Annotated in this window: 22 protein-coding genes and 1 tRNA gene; 8 read left to right on the top strand and 15 right to left on the bottom strand. The window is 65.7% G+C overall.

Translation table 11 applies throughout. The features are described from left to right. Window positions 1-35: 35 nt before the first annotated feature. From VX037_RS18115 to VX037_RS18090, 6 genes are all read right to left on the bottom strand, one after another. On the bottom strand, window positions 36-1,559 hold the full coding sequence (locus VX037_RS18115; protein WP_328715239.1) for a hypothetical protein: 1,524 nt from the start codon (window positions 1,557-1,559) through the stop codon (window positions 36-38). After that, window positions 1,556-1,891 (bottom strand): DUF2742 domain-containing protein, encoded by a 336-nt coding sequence (locus VX037_RS18110; protein WP_328715236.1) that lies wholly within the window; start codon window positions 1,889-1,891, stop codon window positions 1,556-1,558. The genes VX037_RS18115 and VX037_RS18110 overlap by 4 nt, the downstream gene beginning before the upstream one ends. A 100-nt stretch (window positions 1,892-1,991) precedes the next feature. Beyond that, window positions 1,992-2,336 carry a hypothetical protein gene (locus VX037_RS18105; protein ID WP_328715234.1) on the bottom strand — a complete coding sequence of 115 codons (345 nt, stop codon included), beginning with the start codon at window positions 2,334-2,336 and terminating at the stop codon, window positions 1,992-1,994. Then, complete coding sequence (locus VX037_RS18100; RefSeq protein ID WP_328715232.1) at window positions 2,336-2,578, bottom strand: hypothetical protein; 243 nt, start codon at window positions 2,576-2,578, stop codon at window positions 2,336-2,338. The genes VX037_RS18105 and VX037_RS18100 overlap by 1 nt, the downstream gene beginning before the upstream one ends. Continuing rightward, window positions 2,575-3,105: a hypothetical protein gene (locus VX037_RS18095; protein ID WP_328715230.1), complete on the bottom strand. Its 531-nt coding sequence runs from the start codon at window positions 3,103-3,105 to the stop codon at window positions 2,575-2,577. Before VX037_RS18095 ends, VX037_RS18100 begins: the two co-directional genes overlap by 4 nt. Beyond that, the gene (locus VX037_RS18090) at window positions 3,105-3,335 is read right to left on the bottom strand and encodes a helix-turn-helix transcriptional regulator (RefSeq protein WP_328715228.1); all 231 of its coding nucleotides are present in this window, start codon (window positions 3,333-3,335) and stop codon (window positions 3,105-3,107) included. Before VX037_RS18090 ends, VX037_RS18095 begins: the two co-directional genes overlap by 1 nt. 103 nt (window positions 3,336-3,438) lie before the next feature. Here VX037_RS18090 and VX037_RS18085 point away from each other — a divergent pair, with 103 nt between their 5' ends. After that, window positions 3,439-3,993: a helix-turn-helix domain-containing protein gene (locus tag VX037_RS18085; protein ID WP_328715226.1), complete on the top strand. Its 555-nt coding sequence runs from the start codon at window positions 3,439-3,441 to the stop codon at window positions 3,991-3,993. After that, the gene (locus VX037_RS18080; RefSeq protein ID WP_328715224.1) at window positions 3,977-5,167 is read left to right on the top strand and encodes a tyrosine-type recombinase/integrase; all 1,191 of its coding nucleotides are present in this window, start codon (window positions 3,977-3,979) and stop codon (window positions 5,165-5,167) included. The genes VX037_RS18085 and VX037_RS18080 overlap by 17 nt, the downstream gene beginning before the upstream one ends. 73 nt (window positions 5,168-5,240) lie before the next feature. On the opposite strand, the gene VX037_RS18075 is transcribed toward VX037_RS18080, so the two are convergent. Next, window positions 5,241-5,314, bottom strand: a tRNA-Pro gene (locus VX037_RS18075). A gap of 201 nt (window positions 5,315-5,515) precedes the next feature. Here VX037_RS18075 and VX037_RS18070 point away from each other — a divergent pair. The 3 genes from VX037_RS18070 (at window position 5,516) to VX037_RS18060 (ending at window position 7,822) form a co-directional block, all read left to right on the top strand. After that, a complete protein-coding gene (locus VX037_RS18070; protein WP_235721745.1) occupies window positions 5,516-5,932 on the top strand; it encodes a DUF7144 family membrane protein in 417 nt (138 codons plus the stop codon). Between the two features lie 150 nt (window positions 5,933-6,082). Further along, a complete protein-coding gene (locus VX037_RS18065; protein ID WP_328715222.1) occupies window positions 6,083-6,709 on the top strand; it encodes a lipocalin family protein in 627 nt (208 codons plus the stop codon). 48 nt (window positions 6,710-6,757) lie between these two features. Then, window positions 6,758-7,822 carry an acyl-CoA dehydrogenase family protein gene (locus VX037_RS18060; RefSeq protein ID WP_328715220.1) on the top strand — a complete coding sequence of 355 codons (1,065 nt, stop codon included), beginning with the start codon at window positions 6,758-6,760 and terminating at the stop codon, window positions 7,820-7,822. Here VX037_RS18060 and VX037_RS18055 read toward each other — a convergent pair. From VX037_RS18055 to VX037_RS18045, 3 genes are all read right to left on the bottom strand, one after another. Then, window positions 7,791-9,161: a dipeptidase gene (locus VX037_RS18055; protein ID WP_328715218.1), complete on the bottom strand. Its 1,371-nt coding sequence runs from the start codon at window positions 9,159-9,161 to the stop codon at window positions 7,791-7,793. The genes VX037_RS18060 and VX037_RS18055 overlap by 32 nt on opposite strands. Window positions 9,162-9,305: 144 nt before the next feature. Further along, entirely contained in the window at window positions 9,306-10,649 is a 1,344-nt protein-coding gene (locus VX037_RS18050; RefSeq protein ID WP_235721741.1) for a DUF2252 domain-containing protein, read from the bottom strand. 9 nt (window positions 10,650-10,658) lie between these two features. Further along, window positions 10,659-12,083 (bottom strand): hypothetical protein, encoded by a 1,425-nt coding sequence (locus VX037_RS18045; RefSeq protein ID WP_235721740.1) that lies wholly within the window; start codon window positions 12,081-12,083, stop codon window positions 10,659-10,661. Window positions 12,084-12,502: 419 nt separating this feature from the next. Here VX037_RS18045 and VX037_RS18040 point away from each other — a divergent pair, with 419 nt between their 5' ends. Further along, complete coding sequence (locus tag VX037_RS18040) at window positions 12,503-13,453, top strand: GlxA family transcriptional regulator (RefSeq protein WP_235721739.1); 951 nt, start codon at window positions 12,503-12,505, stop codon at window positions 13,451-13,453. A gap of 10 nt (window positions 13,454-13,463) precedes the next feature. Here VX037_RS18040 and VX037_RS18035 read toward each other — a convergent pair whose 3' ends face one another. The 4 genes from VX037_RS18035 to VX037_RS18020 form a co-directional block, all read right to left on the bottom strand. Further along, a complete protein-coding gene (locus VX037_RS18035) occupies window positions 13,464-13,943 on the bottom strand; it encodes a hypothetical protein (protein ID WP_235721738.1) in 480 nt (159 codons plus the stop codon). Between the two features lie 142 nt (window positions 13,944-14,085). Then, window positions 14,086-14,565, bottom strand: coding sequence for a Dps family protein (locus VX037_RS18030; protein ID WP_235721737.1), 480 nt, complete (start codon window positions 14,563-14,565; stop codon window positions 14,086-14,088). A 51-nt stretch (window positions 14,566-14,616) separates the two neighbouring features. Further along, window positions 14,617-15,051, bottom strand: a complete 435-nt coding sequence (locus VX037_RS18025) for an organic hydroperoxide resistance protein (protein WP_235721736.1) — start codon at window positions 15,049-15,051, stop codon at window positions 14,617-14,619. An 88-nt stretch (window positions 15,052-15,139) separates the two neighbouring features. Then, a complete protein-coding gene (locus tag VX037_RS18020; RefSeq protein ID WP_235721735.1) occupies window positions 15,140-15,580 on the bottom strand; it encodes a Fur family transcriptional regulator in 441 nt (146 codons plus the stop codon). A gap of 239 nt (window positions 15,581-15,819) precedes the next feature. Between VX037_RS18020 and VX037_RS18015 the strand changes: the two genes are divergently transcribed. Both VX037_RS18015 and VX037_RS18010 read left to right on the top strand, forming a co-directional pair. After that, window positions 15,820-16,839 carry an isopenicillin N synthase family dioxygenase gene (locus VX037_RS18015; RefSeq protein WP_235721734.1) on the top strand — a complete coding sequence of 340 codons (1,020 nt, stop codon included), beginning with the start codon at window positions 15,820-15,822 and terminating at the stop codon, window positions 16,837-16,839. Window positions 16,840-16,847: 8 nt separating this feature from the next. Next, window positions 16,848-18,176 carry an amidohydrolase family protein gene (locus tag VX037_RS18010; RefSeq protein WP_235721733.1) on the top strand — a complete coding sequence of 443 codons (1,329 nt, stop codon included), beginning with the start codon at window positions 16,848-16,850 and terminating at the stop codon, window positions 18,174-18,176. A 16-nt stretch (window positions 18,177-18,192) separates the two neighbouring features. Here the strand turns inward: VX037_RS18010 and VX037_RS18005 are convergent, their stop codons facing one another. After that, complete coding sequence (locus VX037_RS18005) at window positions 18,193-18,843, bottom strand: hypothetical protein (protein ID WP_235721732.1); 651 nt, start codon at window positions 18,841-18,843, stop codon at window positions 18,193-18,195. Window positions 18,844-18,853 lie beyond the last annotated feature (10 nt).

The following is an 18,853-nucleotide window of genomic DNA, read 5'->3' as shown; positions in this document are numbered from 1 at the left end:
CACCCGTACTCGAGGTTCGCCATAGCGGCGCGATCTCACGACGCCTCCGAGGAGAATCCATTCGGGGCTTTGTAGTCGAGAGCGAATCGGCGATCGAGATGGGCGTCGGTGCTGTTTTTCCCGCTGTGCACGACGTGCATCGGTCGTTCGGGGGCCTTCTCGGCGACGTGATGGGCTGGGTCGGCACATTCCTCGCAGACGCCGGTGACGGGGTCGAGCGGCATGTGGATGAAGCATCGCGAGCACGTTCCCTGAGTCACTGTCGTCTCCGTTTTCGTGGCCGGTTCCGGTACACGCTGTACATCTGGTACAGCGTCTGTGACCTGCGCAGATGGGGGCTGTACGTCGGGTACAGCGTGTACCTGCGAAAGTCGGTACTTTGATCCATTTGGCACAGCACGTTCGAGGATGAGGCCGTCGGCGACCAACTCGGCGAGCGCCGTGGTGAACTGGTCTCGGATGTCGGCCTTGAGCTTGGGGCGCAGGTCTCGCTTGGAGAGTTCGCCGTCTCGTTCGAGCCACCGCAGGATTCCCGCTTTTGCGCGGTCGAGTCGGCGGTCTGAGATGATCTCGTCGCCAGCCGCCCGCGCCATCGCTCGGTCGCGGACCTTCTGTCGAGCGACCTTCTTGGACTCGGCGACGACCCAGTCGCGGGTGCGGTTGCTGTATTCCATGACCTTCGCCGACAGCGCCCAATCGAGATCGGAAACGACCGAACGGTGGTGAAGTATCGCCAGGGTGGCGGCGACCTTGCACCGAGTCAACATCGCGTGCCCGTCGAGGGCGTCGGCCTCCCCTCGCTGGCGGGCGATATGGGCGGCAATAATCTGCTCGCGGATCTCGGCCGGCCCGTACGCGATCTCCACGACACCGTGGGCGTCCGGTGTCCAGATCGGTAGCCGCGTATCGAGGCTCTCGGGATCGGCTGGAGCGTCGGCAGGCATGTCCGGGTCAATAGTCATTGCCCACAACATGCGCTGCGGGGTGCCTCCGGTGGTGTCATCGAAGATCACGCCGGTGTGCGCGGGCTGGGCTCCGATCGACATGCATAGTCTGTAGGTGTGTGCCTGAACGATCCGAGTGGTCGCCTCGGATGCGTTGCCCTGGCCGATGAGTTCACCCATCGCTGCGGCTTTCAACTGGCCGAGGATCGTGCTGCCCTGGCGGGAGGCCTGACCTGCCAGGGTGTCGATCTCGGGGACGCTGATGACCGCCCGCGTGATTCGCTCGACACCTTCGCGCTTCGGGGGCATGAATGTCGCCGCGATGCCCTCACCTGAGCCGCTGGGACGCTCCTCGATGGATGCCGGCCACGCGAGGCGGGCCACCTTGTCCGAGATCCCCTTACCGCCGCCGGAGGGCGATACGAAAACGCCGAACAGGTTCAGGGATGCTCGGCCGCCGATCACTCCCGGTAGCTGGACATTTGGTTCAGTCGAAGCCGACACACGCAGCAGCACTTGGACAAGGACGGCCCACGCCGCCGCGTATCGGGCGTGCGCCCATCCTCGGATGGTTTTCAGTTGTTCTGTCGTGGAGAAGAACTCGTCGTCGGTCACGATGCAGCCTTTCGTCGGTCTGCCCAGTCGGCGTTCTCTGCGAGGAACTTGTCGCGCTCGGCGATCCGCCGGCCAACCTTGCCCCACAGCAATGACTGTGAGACCTCGATGGCCGCATCCTTCTCGGCGGCACGTCGGCGGTGAATCTGGGTGATGTTCTCCTCCAGAGCCCATCGGTTGCCGGCAACGATGAGGGAGAAGATCTTGTCGTCGCGTTCGGCGGCACACCATTCCGCTGTGCCGGGAAGGGGTAGTCCGATGGGAAGATCGAGTGTTGCGGTGAAGTCGCGGACGAGTGTCCAGTCGACGGTGGGTGGCCTGCTGATGCCCATGGCGGGCACGTCCTTTCGTTGATACTGGGGGTGGGCCGGACGGGCGGGGTGAACGTGGGTGAGTAGCAGGCCAGCTGCTCGTCCACCCCGCCTCCGGGACTTACGTATTCAGTTGTGTGCCAACGGCGACAGCCTCGCGTGCCATGCCGATAGCGTCCTGGAGTGCACCGAGGACAGCGTCAGCCTCATCGAGGCGCAGGTAGACGTCCTCGTCCACGTCGCGGGGTCCACCAGACAGGTGGATGTAGATAGCGGGAGTGCCCTCGTCCTCCTGGTATCGGATACCGACGCCCACCGTGGGGACCGTGAAGCCATTGACGCTCACTTGTTCCGGGACGATGGAACCCATCGTTGCCGGTGTGTAGCTCACCTGGGTCCAATGCGGCTCGTCGGCGCTGCCTTGCTCGCACCACCGGAAAGCGCATGTGTGTTGTTGCTCGCTCATCAGACCATCACCGCCTGCACGTGCACTCGTGCAACGAGCACAGACACGACGCTGTCGCGGACACGCTCAGGCAGGTCTCCAAGTTTCGGATCGCTTGATGTCACTGAGTTCTCATCCAGGGCGTCTTCGAGCCTCCAGATCGCGTGCCGAAGCCTGTCGGCCTGCGCGGTGGTGCGCTTCTGGTCGCGGGCCTCGTCGTGCACGCGCCACGAGCGTTCGATCAGCGTGTCGATGGTGTTCACCGGCGGGCCTCCTTCTGGAAGACCAACGCGAGGCCAGCGGATTCCTGTACTGCGCGCACCAAGCAGGCGATGAGGTCCAGGGCCTCGGAGCGGCGTAGCGACAGCACTTCTGTCGGTGGTGTGGTGTTATCGCGGGCGATCCACACCCCGTCGTTGTCTGCATCGACGACGTACGTGGTGCCGCCACTGGCGGTGAATTCGTAATCGGGGTGGTCGGGACCTCGGTAGCCGGGAATGCGATCGGATGAGGTCGGGGTACTCTCTGAGTTGTGCACTTCTACTCCTTGCTGGGTGGTGGTGTGGTCGCCCTCAACACCCGTTCCGCCAAGATCTGCGGTGTTGGGGGCGGTTTCATCTGCGAGTCGGCCCATCAGCGCCTGGAACGAGCGTGGGGGGTCCTCGCTGCGCAAGATCTTCTCCGCTGCGGCAACCAACTCGCCGTGGGTGCGGAGATCTTCCGTTCGGTCGGCGCTCGGATCGAGCTGCAGATCCTCAATGCGATCGCGGTCGTTCTGGTCGATAGCCATCAGGCAGCGCCACCACGTGTAGTTGCAGCTTCTTGCTCGGCCAGCCACCGCTCGATCTCACTCCGCCGATACAGAACCTTCCCGTTGATGACGAAAGATGCTGGCCCCTCGCCCTTGTGTCGGAGATACCGCAGAGTCGCTGCGTTGATGAACGGGTAGTCATGATTGACCTGTTTGCTGGTCAGCACGTCTCGATACCGCTCGGCGGTCTCGTCAGTTGCGTGGGTCACGATCGCCTCCTCCAATACGTTGTACGGTGTTGTTTCAGCACTTTGGTGCTTGAACAGCACTATACATTGATCTCGGTGCTGTTCAAGCATTACGCTGCTGATTGTGCAGCGATACGAAGATCTGAGTGCCCAGGAGATGCAGGACCTGGACGAGAGCGCGCGGGCGCGCCAGTTGAGACACTCGGCACGGCTTGTGGAAGTGTCGCCGGACGAGTTCCGACAGCAGATGAAGATGGTCCGCGAGTTACGAGGGTGGAGCCAGCGTCAGCTGAGTGAACATCTGAAAGAGATCGGCTTAAAACTGGATCCTTCGGCCGTCACACGCATCGAGAACGGTCAGCGTGAACCGAAATACCGTGAGGCTGTAGCGATTTCAGAAGCACTAGTAATGAGCCTGAATCCCGCTGCAGAGAGAGATCGGAGCCTGGTCACTGATGGCCTTGTGCTGGTCGACTCCTACATGCGAGTAGTCGATGACTTGAGGGATTTCGCCGACCGAGTGCGGTCGAATCCCGACGAGTCCGTATCTGTCACTGGCGTCGAGGATCTGCTGGATGCGATTCCAGAGGCCGAAATTGAAGCATCTTTGGGAGAGTCGACGTCGCTGAGGATCACACTGCCCACGAAGGATGGCAGAAGCGATGACCCAAAGACGTAACCGCCGATCCGGCGTCGAGGACCGCTGGCATAAGGCAGACAACACGCCCAGCGCGAAGAACGGCCAGGGTAAACGCTGGCGTGCAAGGTACGTCGACTCCGACGGCCAGGAACGCGAGAAGTTGTTCGCCCGCAAGGTCGACGCGCAACAGTGGCTCGACGACATCACCTCAACGATCGTTTCCGGCACCTACGTAGCTCCGGGTGCCGGCCAAGTCACGGTCGGACAGATGCACGAGCAGTGGACGGGCACCTTCGGACACCTGAAGGACACCACCAAGGCCACCCGCGAGACGGTGTGGAACAAGCACGTGAAACCACGGTGGGAGTCAACCCGAGTCAGCGAGATCCAGACCTCGACCGTGCGAGCGTGGGTGCAGGACATGCGTGACGACGGCGCGAAGGCCGCGACCATCGAGAACGCACTCGGCATCCTGCGCATGATCCTCGAGCTAGCCGTCGAGGACCGCCGACTACCCCGCAACCCATGCCAGGGCGTCAAAGCACCTCGACGAGAGCATTCGGCCAGGGCGTACCTCTCCCACGAGCAGGTGGAGCTGCTCGCTCAACGCGTCGACCGGGAGCGGCTGGTGATCCTGTTCCTTGCGTACACCGGGCTCCGGTACGGGGAGATGGCCGCACTGCGGGTGGAGAACTTCGACATGCTGCGCCGACGGGTGAACGTCCGGCAGTCGGTGACCGAGGTGAAAGGGAAGCTGGTGTGGTCGTCGCCGAAGAATCACGAGCGCCGGTCGGTTCCGTTTCCGAAGTTCCTGGCTGACGATCTCGCCAAGGCGATGGCCGGCAAGGGCCGGGATGACCTGGTGTTCACGGCGCCGGAGGGTGGTGTGCTGCGGTTGGCGACGTTCCGCACCCGAACGTTCAACAAGGCTATCGAGGCGCTACGCCCGGTCGACGACAAGGGCAACGTGACCACCGACTTCCCGAAGGCGACCATCCACGACCTACGACACACCGCGGCCTCGCTGGCGATCAGTGCCGGCGCGAACGTCAAGGCCGTGCAGACGATGCTCGGCCACCAGTCGGCGGCGCTCACCCTGGACACCTACGCCGACCTGTTCCCGGACGATCTCGAACGTGTGGCCGAAGCGTTGGACGCTGCGCGCGAATCTGCTGCGGGCCGACTGCGGGCTGCTGGCGAGACGACCAGCTGATCGAACAGAGAAACGAGGAAGCCCTGACCGGATCTCTCCTGGTCAGGGCTTCTTCTGCTATCTCAACCTAGCGTCGGGGTGGCGGGATTCGAACCCACGACCTCTTCGTCCCGAACGAAGCGCGCTACCAAGCTGCGCCACACCCCGTGTGCAACCTGCGATAGCTTACCCCCACGCCCCCGCCAGAACTAAATCGCCTGGTCAGGATCGCTATCGCCGTATCGCAACGCCGTGACGGAGCCGTTACGAGCAGTCTGCGTATCTGTGGGCTTATGTCCACATCGGCCCACTAGAGTTATTCCAGCACTTGTGTCTCATATACCTCGTCCGTACCGAAAGGGAACCCACATGAGCGCGCCTGAGCAGGACATCAACTACAGCACGAAGGAAGGTTTCGCCTTCGGCATCTCCATCGTCGCGGCCGCGTTGCTGTTCGTCGCGGGTCTCGTCGCCGTTTTCCAGGGCATCTCGGCGTTGGCCAATGACGACCTGTTCGTGGTCGGCGCGGAGTATGTCTACAAATTCGACCTCACCACGTGGGGCTGGATTCACCTGATCATCGGCATCCTGGCGATCATCGTGGCGGGCGGGCTGGCGGTCGGCGCCGACTGGGCCCGGATCTCGGCGATCATCATCGCTTCCATCTCGATCATCGCCCAGTTCCTGTGGCTGCCCTACTACCCGCTGTGGGCGATCCTGATCATCGCTCTCGACCTCGTGGTGATCTGGGCGGTCGCGACGTGGAAGCCGTCGAACATCGCCTGACCCACCTCCATGTACACGCCGCCCGCCGGGCCCTCGGGTCCGACGGGCGGCGTGTTCTCACTTGCGACCCATCCGACAACGCCGTGTCTCCGAATCGCCTCCGTTCGTCCAGTGTCCGAGTCCTTCCGATGACCCGAGCGGAGCCGCACGATGCGCATCACCCGCACGATCCGACGCTTGTTCACCCTCCTCGCGACCGCAGCCCTGGCCGTCGCCGCCCTGGTCGCGAGCACCGGCCCGGCGACTGCCGCGCCGCTGCAACCGATCCCGAAGCTCGACACCGAGCGGTATCTCGGGTCCTGGTGGCAGCTCGCGGCGATTCCGGCGTTCTTCAATCTGAACTGTGCCAAGGACACCAAGGCCACCTACACCCTGATCGATGCGACCACGATCGGCGTCGAGAACACCTGCACCACGTTCACGGGCCAGACCAACGGCGTCAAGGGTCAGGCGAAGGTCGTCGACCCGGTCACCAAAGCACAACTGTCCGTGTCGTTCCCGCAGGTTCCGGTGAGCATCGATCCGAACAACGCACCCAACTACATCGTCACGTGGATCGCCGACGGCGCCACCCCCGACGACCCGTACCAGTTCGCCCTCGTCGGCGATCCGACCCGCTTCTCCGGGTTCGTCCTCTCCCGGGACAAGGTCGTCACCACCGAGACCTTGCGGATGCTGCGCGGACAGGTGGAGAAGGCCGGATTCAACTCCTGCACCTTCTTGGTGTCCCCGACCACCGGTGGCCGCACCGACTACTCCCCGCTCTGCACCGTCTGACACTGCATCTGAAGGCATCCGGTGCTCACCCGGCCGTACGCTGGCCGGGTGAGTACGGATCTCGACCTCCGGCGTACCCAGCTGATCGCCGACGCCTACCGGGTCGCCGACGACGTGCTGTTCCCCGCCGCCTCCGACGTCGATCGCACAAGTTCGGTACCTGCCTCGCACTGGACGACGATCGCCGAGGCCGGCCTGTTCGGAATTGCCGCACCCGTCGACGCCGGCGGTCCCGGCCTCGACTTCGCCCAGGTCATCGAGATCAGCGAGGTGATGGCGAGCGGGTGTCTGGCCACCGCGTTCACGTGGCTGCAGCATCATGGTGTGGTCATCGCGCTGGCCACCACCGCCAACCAACGACTGCGTGACGAATTGTTCGCTGCAACAGTTGCCGGCCGGCTGCGCGCCGGCGTGGCGTATGCCGGAGTGGTCCCCACCCCACCACGAATGCGCGCCACCCGAGTCGACGGCGGGTGGCGCTTCGACGGCCATGCGCCGTTCGTGAGCGGTTGGGGCATCGTCGATCTGCTGCAGATCTCGGCCCGTGATGTGGACACCGACGACGTGCTCGCGGCGATCCTGCCGATCCAGCAGCCGCCGGACGCCATCACCGTCAAACCCCTGCACCTCGGCGTCGCCGATGCGACCCGCACGGTGTCGCTGGCGGTCACCGGCCTGGTCGTCCCCGACGATCGCATCGTGAGCCGGGTGACCCTCGACGACTTCTTCGCCAACCAGAACACCGGCGTCCGGATCAACGGCACGCCCCCGCTGGGAGTGGTGCGGCGGTGCGCCGCGCTGCTCGACGTCGGCGGTCACTCACGGGCCGCTCGCGCATTGCGCGACCGCGGCAGCACCATCCGCACTGCGCTGGACGCCGGACTCACCGACGCCGCCACGCTGATCGCGGCACGTGCCGACGGCGCACAATTGGCCGTCGACGCGGCAGCCACACTGATCGCCGCCGAGGGCGGCGCGGCCCTGCTGCGCGGCGCCCATCCCGAACGCCTCGCCCGCGAAGCCGCATTCACGCTGGTCGCGGCCAGTAGACCACAGTTGAAGGAGCTGCTGGTGGACAGGTTCAGCGCGCCGCCCGCCGCGCGTACTCCCTGAGAAAGGTGGCCTCGACGATGGCCATGTTCTCGATCTCGCCCGGATCGACGCTCTCGTTGGGCGCGTGGATCAGGCACGACGGTTCCTCCACACCGAGCAGCATGATCTCCGCTTCCGGATAGGTTTCGGCGAACACGTTGCACAGCGGGATCGAACCGCCCTGCCCCATCAGCACGACGTCGGTGCCGTAGGTCGTGGTCATCGCGTCGACCATCGTGTCGAAACCGGGCCCGGAGGTGGTGCCGCGAAACGGCGCGCCATCGGCTTCACGCTCGAAGGAGACCCGGACGTTCCACGGGGCGGCCGCGGTGAGATGGTCGATGAGCGCCTGTTGGGCGACCTTGGCGTCCACCCCGGGTGGCACCCGCAGGTTGATGCGCGCACGCGCTTTCGGCTGCACGGCCGCCGACGACCCCACCACCGGCGGGCAGTCGATGCCGAGCACGGTCGCCGCCGGCCGTGCCCACACCATGTCGGCGACGCTGCCCGAACCGACGACGTCGACCCCGTCGAGGACGCCGGCGTCGGTGCGGAAGGCCTCGACCGGGTAGTCGACGCCCGGCCACGTCGCCGAGGCGTCCAGCCCGGTGACGGTGGTGTTGCCCTCGGCGTCGCGCAGCGAGGCGAGCATCGCGATGAGCGCGGCGAGTGCATCCGGTGCCGCTCCGCCGAACATTCCGGAATGCATTGCCGAGGAAAGCGTCTCGACGGTCACCACGACGTTGGCGATACCCCGCAGGCTCGTGGTCAGGCTCGGCCGGCCGATTGCGAAATTCCCCGAGTCGCACACCAGGATCGCGTCGGCGCGCAACAGGTCCGGGTGCTTCGGGACGAAGTCCTCCATGCCACCGGTGCCCTGCTCTTCCGAGCCCTCACCGACGATGGTGATGTTGACCGGGATGTCGCCGCCGAGCGCCCGCAACGCAGCCAGGTGCACGGCGATGTTGCCCTTGCAGTCCGCTGCGCCGCGGCCGTACCAGCGACCGTTGCGTTCGGTGAGTTCCCAGACCGGCGAGTCCCACTCGTCGGCACCGAGGGGCGGCTGCACATCATGGTGGAAATAGAGCAACACCGTCGGCGCATCGTCGGGACCGGCCAGGTGCCCGGTCACCGCTTTGCTGCCATCGGCGGTCACATGCGACTCGACGTCGCCGAAACCCAACTCGGTGAAAGTGCCGAGCAACCAGTCGACCATCCGGTCACAGTCCTCCGGCGGAGTGCCGGTGGGGTCGTAGACGGATTCGAACGCGACCATCTCGGCGAGCTCGGTCTTCGCCTGCGGCATCAATTCCCGCACGCGCTCGCGCAGGCTCTCGTCGGTCGTCGTGTCGTCGGTCATCGGCGCTCCCTCGCAATCGGATCGGCGTGACATCAGCCTGTCACGATGTAAGGCGTGAGGCGCGGTGGCAGCCCTTCGTGACGGCCTCTCCAAGCTCCGGCCTCCTCAGGGACCAGGTGCTCACCACAAGACCACGATCGCCTGTCACACCAGGTCGTGGGTTTCCAGCCGACCGTCAGCGATCGCGTCGAGCATCGCGGCATGGTCGGCCTCGTCGATGTCGGCGTAGGACTCCGAGAAGTCGGCGATGGCATCGGCGAAGCCCTTGGCGCTACCGAGGTACTCGGCGATCTGGAGGCGTGAACCGGTTCGGGCGTGCGCATGTGCCAGTGCCCGACCGCACAACTTCGCGTAGAGCTTCATGTCGTCGGGACTCAACGCCTCGATCACCACCGACCCCTTGCCGTCACGCAATTGCCGGACGTACAGGTCACGCTTCTCGCCGTTCTCGTCGAGTCCGGAGGTCCAGCCGAGGAACACGTCACTGGCCGCCTGCAGCAGCCGCTGGCCCTCGACGACCCGCTGCCCCTGGTTGGCGTACTGCTGAGTGGGCACGTAGTCGGCGAGCACCGAGCGCTGCGCCTCCTTCATCTGCAGGAACAGCGGATCGTCGGACCGTGCGCCATGCATCAGCACGATCCAGGCACGAGTGCCGACGCTGCCCACTCCCACCACCTTGCGCGCCACGTCGACGATCGTGAACTGGTCGAACAACGCCCTAATGTGGTCGGGCAACATCGTGCGGTAGGCATCGACCCGGCCCGCGATCCGGTTGGCGACCTCGTCGGCGTGGCTGTCGGGGAACAACTCGTGGATCGGGACCAGCAGCGGCGGATCGCTACGGATGTGCACATTGCCGTCGGCATCGATCACGCAGAGTTTCGCCACCGCCTGGGTGCTGTTGCGGTGCTGCGCCTTCCGCAGCCCCTTCAGCGTGCGTGCCTCGGTCGAGGTGTCGAGTTTGGAGGTCACCTTCGTCAACACCTCTTCGGTGTCGATGCGGGCATACCAGCAGTCCATCGTCGACATGGCCGCGCTGGCCGTCATCCACTTCTGATACGACTTGGCCACGTCGCGCGCGTGCCGTCGGGTGGTGGCGGCATCGAAGCCGCTTCCCCGTCCGGCCACGGTGAAACTGGCCGCCAGCCGTTTCACGTCCCACTCGAACGGACCAGGAGCGGTCTCGTCGAAGTCGTTGAGATCGAAGATCATCCGCCGCTCTGGGGTGTTGAACACACCGAAGTTGCTCAGATGAGCGTCACCGCAGAGTTGTGTCATGATCCCGGAATGAGGCACCGCGGCGAGGTCGGCCGCCATCACCGCCGCTGCGCCGCGGTAGAACGTGAACGGCGTCGCCGCCATCCGGGAATTGCGGACGGGTACGAGTTCGGGCACACGCGAGGTGGCCTGCCGGGTGAGGATCTCGATCGGATCGCCCCGCTGGGCCTGGTCCACACACGTGGCGAGATCGGTGATGGTCGCCGTCATCGACGCCTCCTACTGATACGAGACGAACGACGGTGTGGGCCGCACCTGCATGGTCCGCGCCGGACTGAACGTCGGGGTGTCCTCGGTGTAGAAATTCTTCCACCCCAGCCACACGTTCGCAGGTAGATCGGCGATCACCCGCTGCCATGTTCCCTTCTTCACCGGCGGACTACCGTGGCCGTCGGCGTGGATCACCACCTGCAGTTCGGGTCGGGCGGTGTCGAGGCGGTCGCGGCCGACCACCATGTCGGTGTCGAATTCGTGTACGACGAGCAGTTTCTGCGGAAGCCCCCGGGCACGGGTGAGGTCGGCCAGCCAGGCCGAGGTGCGGTTGACCTCGTCGACGTCGACGGACCCGATCTGGGTCAGGTGCACCTGATCGGGTTTCAGTCGCCATTCCGGGTCGAGCGCCAGTCCCACGTTCGGTTCGGCGAGCAGCGAGGCGTAGCGCTTGGCCTGCGTCAGGAAGTCGGCGCGCCCCGGCTGCAGATCGAGTGTCACATACACCCCGGCGTCCTGCGCGGCCTGCACCCACGGCCGGAGCCGCTGCGGGTCGATCATGCTGGAATACGTCCCGTCGGGTCCGGGTTGCGACGACGCGACGGTGGCGATGATCTCGAAGGCCGGCACCACCGGCGTCGCGCTGAACGGCCGATACTGCGCCGCAAGCTGATCGACCCGCTCGACCGACGCCTGCGCGCCCTGCGCACCCAACGGGCCGAGTGAGGGATCACCCGGTGAGCCGTACAGCGCCACCAGGCGCCGCCCGGGAAAGATGAGCTGGCCGCCGCCGGGGAGCTCGGGCTGGGTGCGGGCCGCCCGGGTCTGGCGTGCGAAGGCGCGGCTGTCACCGAAGCCCGTTCCGAATGCGCGCACCGTCGCGTCCGGGTGTTCCCGCAACATGCGGACCGACTCACCGGTGGACCGCGGATCGTCGACGGGCACCCGAACGACCTGCGCTCCGGCGGCCTCTGCGGTGAAAGCCGCGTCCGGGGACGCGTCGGCACCGAGATACACGAGCGTGGTACCACGTTGGGCCGCATGCTGTTCGATGAGATCGTCGGGGTCGGTGGTGACCAAGGCATCGGTCAACCCGCGCGCCACGGAGGAGGCGGCACCCAGCACCACGACGCGCTCGGGTGCCAGGCGTGCGAGTTCCGCGCGCACGGCCGCGCGTCGCGCCGGACTGACGGCCAGGGTGGGGGTGTCGTATCGTCGCGCGGCGGCCTTCGCACGCCGCCGAACATCGTCATTCGTGTTGGCGGGCATCAGGATCGCGGCGCCGGCGTGGCGGAACAATGTGCGACTGACCAGGACCCCGTCCACCGGCCCATCGTCGGCGACCACGCCAGAGGTGGCCTCGGCAAGTTCGGTCGCCGGCCCGGACGACCGGATCGTCGGCGAGGCGACGGTGAGAGCCGCGATCAGTGTCACGGCGATGACAATCGACCACACGCGTCTGCGTGACATCGGACCGATTGCCCCCTTCGCTGTCGCGGTCGTCGAACTCGTCGGCGCTCACATGCCCGCCGCGGCACCAACGTAGCAGCCTTTTGGGTTGCCGCAACCACCCGAAAGTCGCTGCAGGTCAAGCGCTGTCGCGACGTTGCAGGTGCAAGAGGCGGAGTTCGGCGCGAATGCGTTCAGCGTCGGGGCCGAGCCGCGAACGTGACCGATGACGCGGCGGGGCCCACCCCCCGGTTCGTTGTATACCGATCGCAATCGGCGACAGCACGGCAATCAGGAGGAGCAGCAGGATCAACATGTTCATGACTGAAAGTATGTTCTCGTAAATATCCCGCCGACAGTGGCCTGAACGACATTGTTCGCAAAATTTCGGCCATACTGGATGGGTGTTGAAGAAGGTCGCCGTCGTACTGCATCGCCAGGTGGCGCTGTTCGAGTTCGGGGTGGTCAACGAGGTGTTCGGCCTCGATCGCACCGATGACGGCGTCCCGGCCTTCGAATTCCTGATCGCCTCGCCGGATCCGGGGGTTCCACTGAGCATCGGTCACGGCGCGGCGGTGGTCCCACCGCACACGCTCGACGACTGCCTCGACGCCGACCTGGTGGCTGTTCCGGGTGGCAGCACCGACCCGGACTTCGCACCCGAGATACTCCAGACCCTGCGCGGGGTGGTCGACAACGGGGGCCGCGTGCTCACGGTGTGTACTGGCGCCTTCGCTGCAGCCGAGGCCGGCCTACTCGACGGTCGCCGGTGCACGACGCATTGGCGCCATGGCGCCGAACTCGCCCGCCGCTATCCGAAGGCGATCGTCGACACCGACGTGTTGTTCGTCGATGACGGGCCGGTCACCACGAGCGCCGGAACCGCCGCCGGAATCGACGCGTCATTGCACCTTGTCCGCGCGGAATATGGGCCCGACGTCGCCAATCGCATCGCCCGCCGAATGGTGGTGCCGCCGCATCGCGACGGCGGACAGCGTCAGTTCGTGGAGGCACCCGTACCTGCCTGCGAGTCCGACGGGTTCGCCCAGGTTCTCGACTGGATGGTCGAACACCTCGATACCGACATCACGGTCGACGAACTGGCCAACCGGATGCACATGTCCACGCGCACCTTCGCCCGGCGCTTTGTCGACGAGGTCGGGGTGTCGCCTCACCGATGGCTGACCGAGCAGCGGGTGCTGCACGCGCGCCGGTTGCTCGAATCCACCACACTGCCGGTCGACGACGTCGCCGCCCGGGTGGGTTTCGCGTCCGCGACGTTGCTGCGCCACCACTTCAACGCCACCGTCGGGGTCACGCCGACCGTCTACCGCCGCCGATTCGCCGCCCGCTGAGCGGGCCCGGCTACCCGGAGCCGGTGTCGGTGGTCGACCTCTCGGCAGCGTAGGACTCGGCGAAGGAGACGCGCGGGGTGGTCGCGGTGTGCACGAGCGCCATCGCGACGAAGGTGAGGGTGGCCAGCGCGAACACCGCGGTCACCACGAGGGCGCCGATCTGGGCCACCGTACAGAGCACGCCGTCGCCGGCCGACGCGGCCACGGCCGCGCTCATCGCCAGTGCAGTTCCGAACAACGCCCAGGCGGCACTGCGGATGCGCGGACCGACCACCGATGCGTAGAAGAGTCGCTGGTAGATGGCCAGCTCGAACTCGTCCACCGATGCCAGCCGGACCTCGTCGGTCCCGGCGAGCTCGCGGAGTTCGCGGGCGAGCGTCACGTCACGCTGCAATGTCGCGGTCTCATGTTGCCGGTAACGCACGAACGCGATGACCCCGACGGCCGCCGCGAGTAGCCCCAACCCCACTACCGCTGCCCAACTGTCCACGCTGCCACGCTACATGCGGGCATTTCGCATCGTTCGCGGGGTCACAGTCACCTCGAGAGCTGCCATCGAACTCGAGCACGCGGACACGACAACGCCGACATGACCGGGGCGCTCGGCCATGTCGGCGTGTCAGGAGCAGACGTCAGACGGACTGCGCCTGCCACATCCAGTGCAGCTGCTCGAGCTTCGAGACGATCTCGATCAGCAGGTCCTGAGTCACCGGATCGGCCGACTCGGTGGCCTGGACTCGCTCGCGCAGACCGCCGATCACCGACTGCAGGTTATCGATGACCGCGGTGACGACGTCACTATCCTGGGTCCAACCTTCGCCGAAACCCTTGGTGTTCGCGGTTTTCGCGACGGTCTCTGCGCGGCCGTCCGGGCTGACACCGATAGCGGTTGCGCGCTCGGCTGCGGCATCGGTGAACTCGCGCGCGACCGAGACCAACTCGTCGAGTTCGAGGTGAACCGAACGGAACTGACGTCCGACGACGTTCCAGTGCGCCTGCTTGGCGATCAGCGACAGGTCGATCAGGTCGACGAGGGTGTCCTGCAACGCCTTACCGGTGACCGACTTCTGCTCTTCGGTGAGCGTGCTGGTGATGGGTGTGTTGGTGGCCATGGTGGACCGCTCCTTTCCTTGCGTGGGCTGTACGCGTCGGTGCGGGTCGGGTCAGACCCGAACCGTGATGTTGTGCTCGATATTTCCCTTGGTGGCCTTGGAGTACGGGCAGAAGGCATGGGCGCCTTCGGCCAGCTCCTTGGCCTTTGCCTCGTCGAGGCCCGGCAAATAGGTCTCGATGGTGGCGACGAGGGCGAATCCGCCGTCGGCGTCGTCCTTGCCGATGCCGACCGTCACGGTCACCGTCGCCTCGTCGGGCACCTGCGCGCCCGCCTGCTTGGCGGTCGCCCGCAAAGCTCCGAGGAAGCACGACGCGTAGCCGGCTGAGAACAACTCCTCGGGATTCGCGCCTTCGCCGCTGCCGCCCATCTCGGTGGGCGGCCGCATGTCGAGGTCGACCCGGCCGGGCTGCGAGACGACCTGGCCGTCTCGGCCACCCCCGGTTGCCGTGGAGGCGACGGTGTACACGGGATCAATTGCTGCCATGGGCTTCTCCTGACTCACTCGGTGTTGCTGAATCCACTCGGTGTCGCTGGATCACAGTGCGTTCACACGGTTCTGGACGTTTGCTTCGTCATTTTCCTTTCACCGCAACCGAACTGCGACACCGCGGGCATTCACCCCAGTAGGTGACCTCGGCCTCATCGATGCGGTAGCCGTGATCGTCATCGGGCAGCGCACACGGGGCCTGCCCGACCGCGCAATCGATGTCGACGATCTGTCCGCAGCGACGACAGATCAGATGGTGATGATTGTCGCCCGTGCGGGTCTCATAGCGGACCGGCGAACCAGCCGGTTCGATGCGCCGAAGCAGACCGCGATTCGTACACGCGCGCAGGACGTCGTAGACGGTCTGCGTGGACACCCCGCCGAGGTGTTCGCGGACCCCGGTGGCGACGAAATCCGCGGTCGAGTGCGGGTGATCGTCCAGAATCTCCAGCACCGCGATGCGGGGCGCGGTGACCCGCATTCCCGCTTCGCGAAGCCGTCGATGGAACCGGTGACGATCTGACATGACTCCACTGTAGCAGTTTTCTGGAACGAGTCCAGAAATAGGAACAGTTCCAGAAAATCAGGGAAGGCTTGCCTGAACCCGCGCCGCCTCGCGGACTCGGCAGGTGTCACCTATGCTCGGACCCACGAGGTCGTATGTAGCAGCGGGCCAGAGTCCCGTTGTTCGCGTCCGCGGTGTCCTCATCTCTCAGGCACCGCGTCGAAAAGCGCATGCGGCCTCATCACCACGAGAGAGAACGCATGTCCGAGATCACCACCGCCACCCGTCATCGTTCCGTCCGAGCCGACGAGATGGCCGAGCTGCACCGCGAACGCGCGATGGGCGGGCTGGGCACCGAGACAACCGACCGCGAGGTACGACGCATCAGTCTCGCCGACTTCGCGCAGCGCCGCGGGCAGATCGCCGACGACCTCTGGGCGGCGGCAACCGACATCGGCTTCTTCCAGGTCGTCGATCACGGCATCGACATGGCCGAGGTCAACCACACCTTCGACATGTCGGCGCGATTCTTTGATCTGCCCACCGTGGTGAAAGAACAGTATCCGCTGCGCAAAGGCCAAAACGCGGGCTGGGAATACATGAGTCAGGTTCGGCCGTCGGTCGGCACGCCCGACCAGAAGGAGTCCTTCCAGGTCACCCGCCCGCGGATGGACGGCCTCTGGCCCGGTGAGCACGAACTGGCCGGGTTCCGCGCCACCATCGAGGAATTCGAGCGCAAATGCTGGCGTCTGGCGATGGACCTACTGAGCTGTTTCGCCGACAAGCTCGGCCTGGACCGGGAATTCTTCACCCGGGCACACGATCCCGCCTCCCGCACCTACCAGAGCACGCTGCGTCTGCTGCACTACTACGCATTTCCCGCCGAACTGCTCGACGCGGACTCCGCGTGGCGTGCCGGTGCCCACACCGATTTCGACGCCCTGACGCTGCTCTTCCAGCGCACCGGTCAAGGGGGTCTGCAGGTGTTGCCCGGCGCCGAGGCCGAGGGTCAGGCCTGGACACCGGTCGAACCCTCCGACGACGCGATCACCTGCAACATCGGTGACATGCTGATGCGCTGGTCCGATGACCGTCTGCCGTCGAACTTCCACCGCGTGCGGGCCCCGCGCCGCGGCGAGTACACCGGGCCGCGCTACACGATCGCCTACTTCGCGCAGGCCAACACCGACGTGGTGATCGAGAGCGCCGCGGGCACGTACCCGCCGATCACGGCCGCCGACTACATCGCGCAGCGCGTCGCGGCCAACTACGGCAAGTAGGGGACGTCGTGACCACACCGGCAACACCCGCCGCACCGGCAGCTCCCACACCCGCGTTCCGCGACGTCACTGTCTACACCGGCGGCGCCTGGCACAGCCATCAGGACGTCCTGGTCGAGGACGGCGTGGTCACGGCGATCACCGCAACCCCACATCCCGGTGATGGCAACGGCCACCTGATCCCCGGGTTCGTCAATACCCACACTCACCTGCAGCAGTCACTGATGCGCGGCATCGCCGAGTGCACACCACTGCTCGAGTGGCTACTCGCCGTCGGCGAGGAGTCGGTGGCCATCACCCCGCGACGCGCCTATCTGGCCGCGGTGTCGGCATGTCTCGAGGCGTTGCGGTCGGGTACCACGACCGTCGTCGAGCACATGTGGCCACACCCCTCGACCGAAGTGCACGGTGCGGTGATCCAGGCGTTGGCCGACACCGGGATTCGTGCGGTGCTGGGCCGCGGTGTGGCAGACCGTCCGGATGCCACCCGCAAGTGGGGATTCGAGCCACGGCTGATGCAGCCGCTCGACGAAGTACTCTCGCATGTGGATCATCTGCGCACGCAGGTTGCCGATACGCCGATCTCGATGGCGCTGGCGGTGCCCAACCCGCGGTCGGTGACCGAGACCGGGATGGCCACGCTACGTGAGTTCGCCCAACGTCACGAGCTCCCGGTGTCCATCCATCTGCTCGAAACCCCCACCGACGACCGGATGTGCCTCGAACACGCCGGCGTCGGTGCGGTGGAGTATCTCGACGGCAACGGGTTCCTGTGGGACCGGGTGCTGGCCGTGCACTGTGTCGAACTCGACGACCTCGGACAACAGATCCTCGCCGAACGTGGGGTGGCCGTGTCCCACAATCCGCTGTCGAATATGCGTCTGGGCAGTGGGATCGCACCGGTTCCGGCCATGCTCGAACGCGGCATCCGGGTGGGCCTGGGCGTCGACGGGGCGGCCAGCAACGACACCCAGGACATGCTGGAGACCTTCCGGATCGCCGCCTACCTGCAGCGGGCGCTACACCGACGCGCGGACCTGCTCGGTTTCGGCGCCATGCTCGACATCGCCTGCGGTGGTGCGAACAGCGCACTCGGCCTCCCCGCGGTGAGCGGTGGGGTCACCGTCGGCGCCCCGGCAGACCTGACACTGTTCCGGTTCGACCGCGACTACGCGACGCTGCCGGTCCGCGACCCCGGTTCATCTGTGCTCACCACCGGCTCACCGAGGATTGTCGACACCGTGATGGTCCACGGCCAGGTGGTGGTAGCCGATGGACACAGCACTCTCATCGACGAGGCCGAGTTCACCAAAGAGCTGCTCGCGTTGGAGAGTTGAGACTGTTGCGGGTGCGCTATCGCGCCCGGAACATCTTCGTCGGACGCATCCGGGTCGAGTCGGGCAGCCACTGATTGACGTTGCGCCGCAAGGTGAACACACTGGCGACGATGAGCAGAGCGAATTGCAGCCACGCGATGACCGGCATCGCCGACCATACCTCCGGGTAGTCGAAGAGCAGGTCGATGCCGATGGGGATGCACATCAGGTTGATCACCACCGCAGCGAGGAAGAAGTTGCGGCAGTTGCGGCTGTGATGGGTGACCGAGGCCACCAGCAGCGCGTACTCGATCACCAGGAACACCACAATCGTGGCGAGCATGAACGGCGGGAAGAAGCCGGCCAGCGAGTCGACTTGATCCTCCGGGCTGGCATTGCGTGGGTCGTTGACCACCCCTTCGAGCAGGCGTGCCCGCAGCAGGTCGCTGATCATCCCGAGGTTGAGGAATCCGTAGACGACGCTGATCAGCCCGGCGATCGCCGAACCCCACCACGCGACTCGCGCGTGCAGACTCAACGCCGCCGGCGCCGGTCCGGGATCGCCGGGCCGCGGCGGGTACAGATTCGCTTCGTCACGGTCGCGCGACCTGTGCTCGATGGCAGCCATGTCCTCGGCGTCGAGTTCGGCCTGGGTCGGAATCCGATCCGGGTCGTCAGGGTCGGTCATGACGCGATTG

It is taken from the genome of Gordonia sp. Z-3 (assembly GCF_036233855.1).
Taxonomy (GTDB): Bacteria; Actinomycetota; Actinomycetes; order Mycobacteriales; family Mycobacteriaceae; genus Gordonia; species Gordonia tangerina.
Note: the sequence above shows the minus strand (reverse complement) of the source record. Positions and strands in the feature narration are given on the sequence as shown.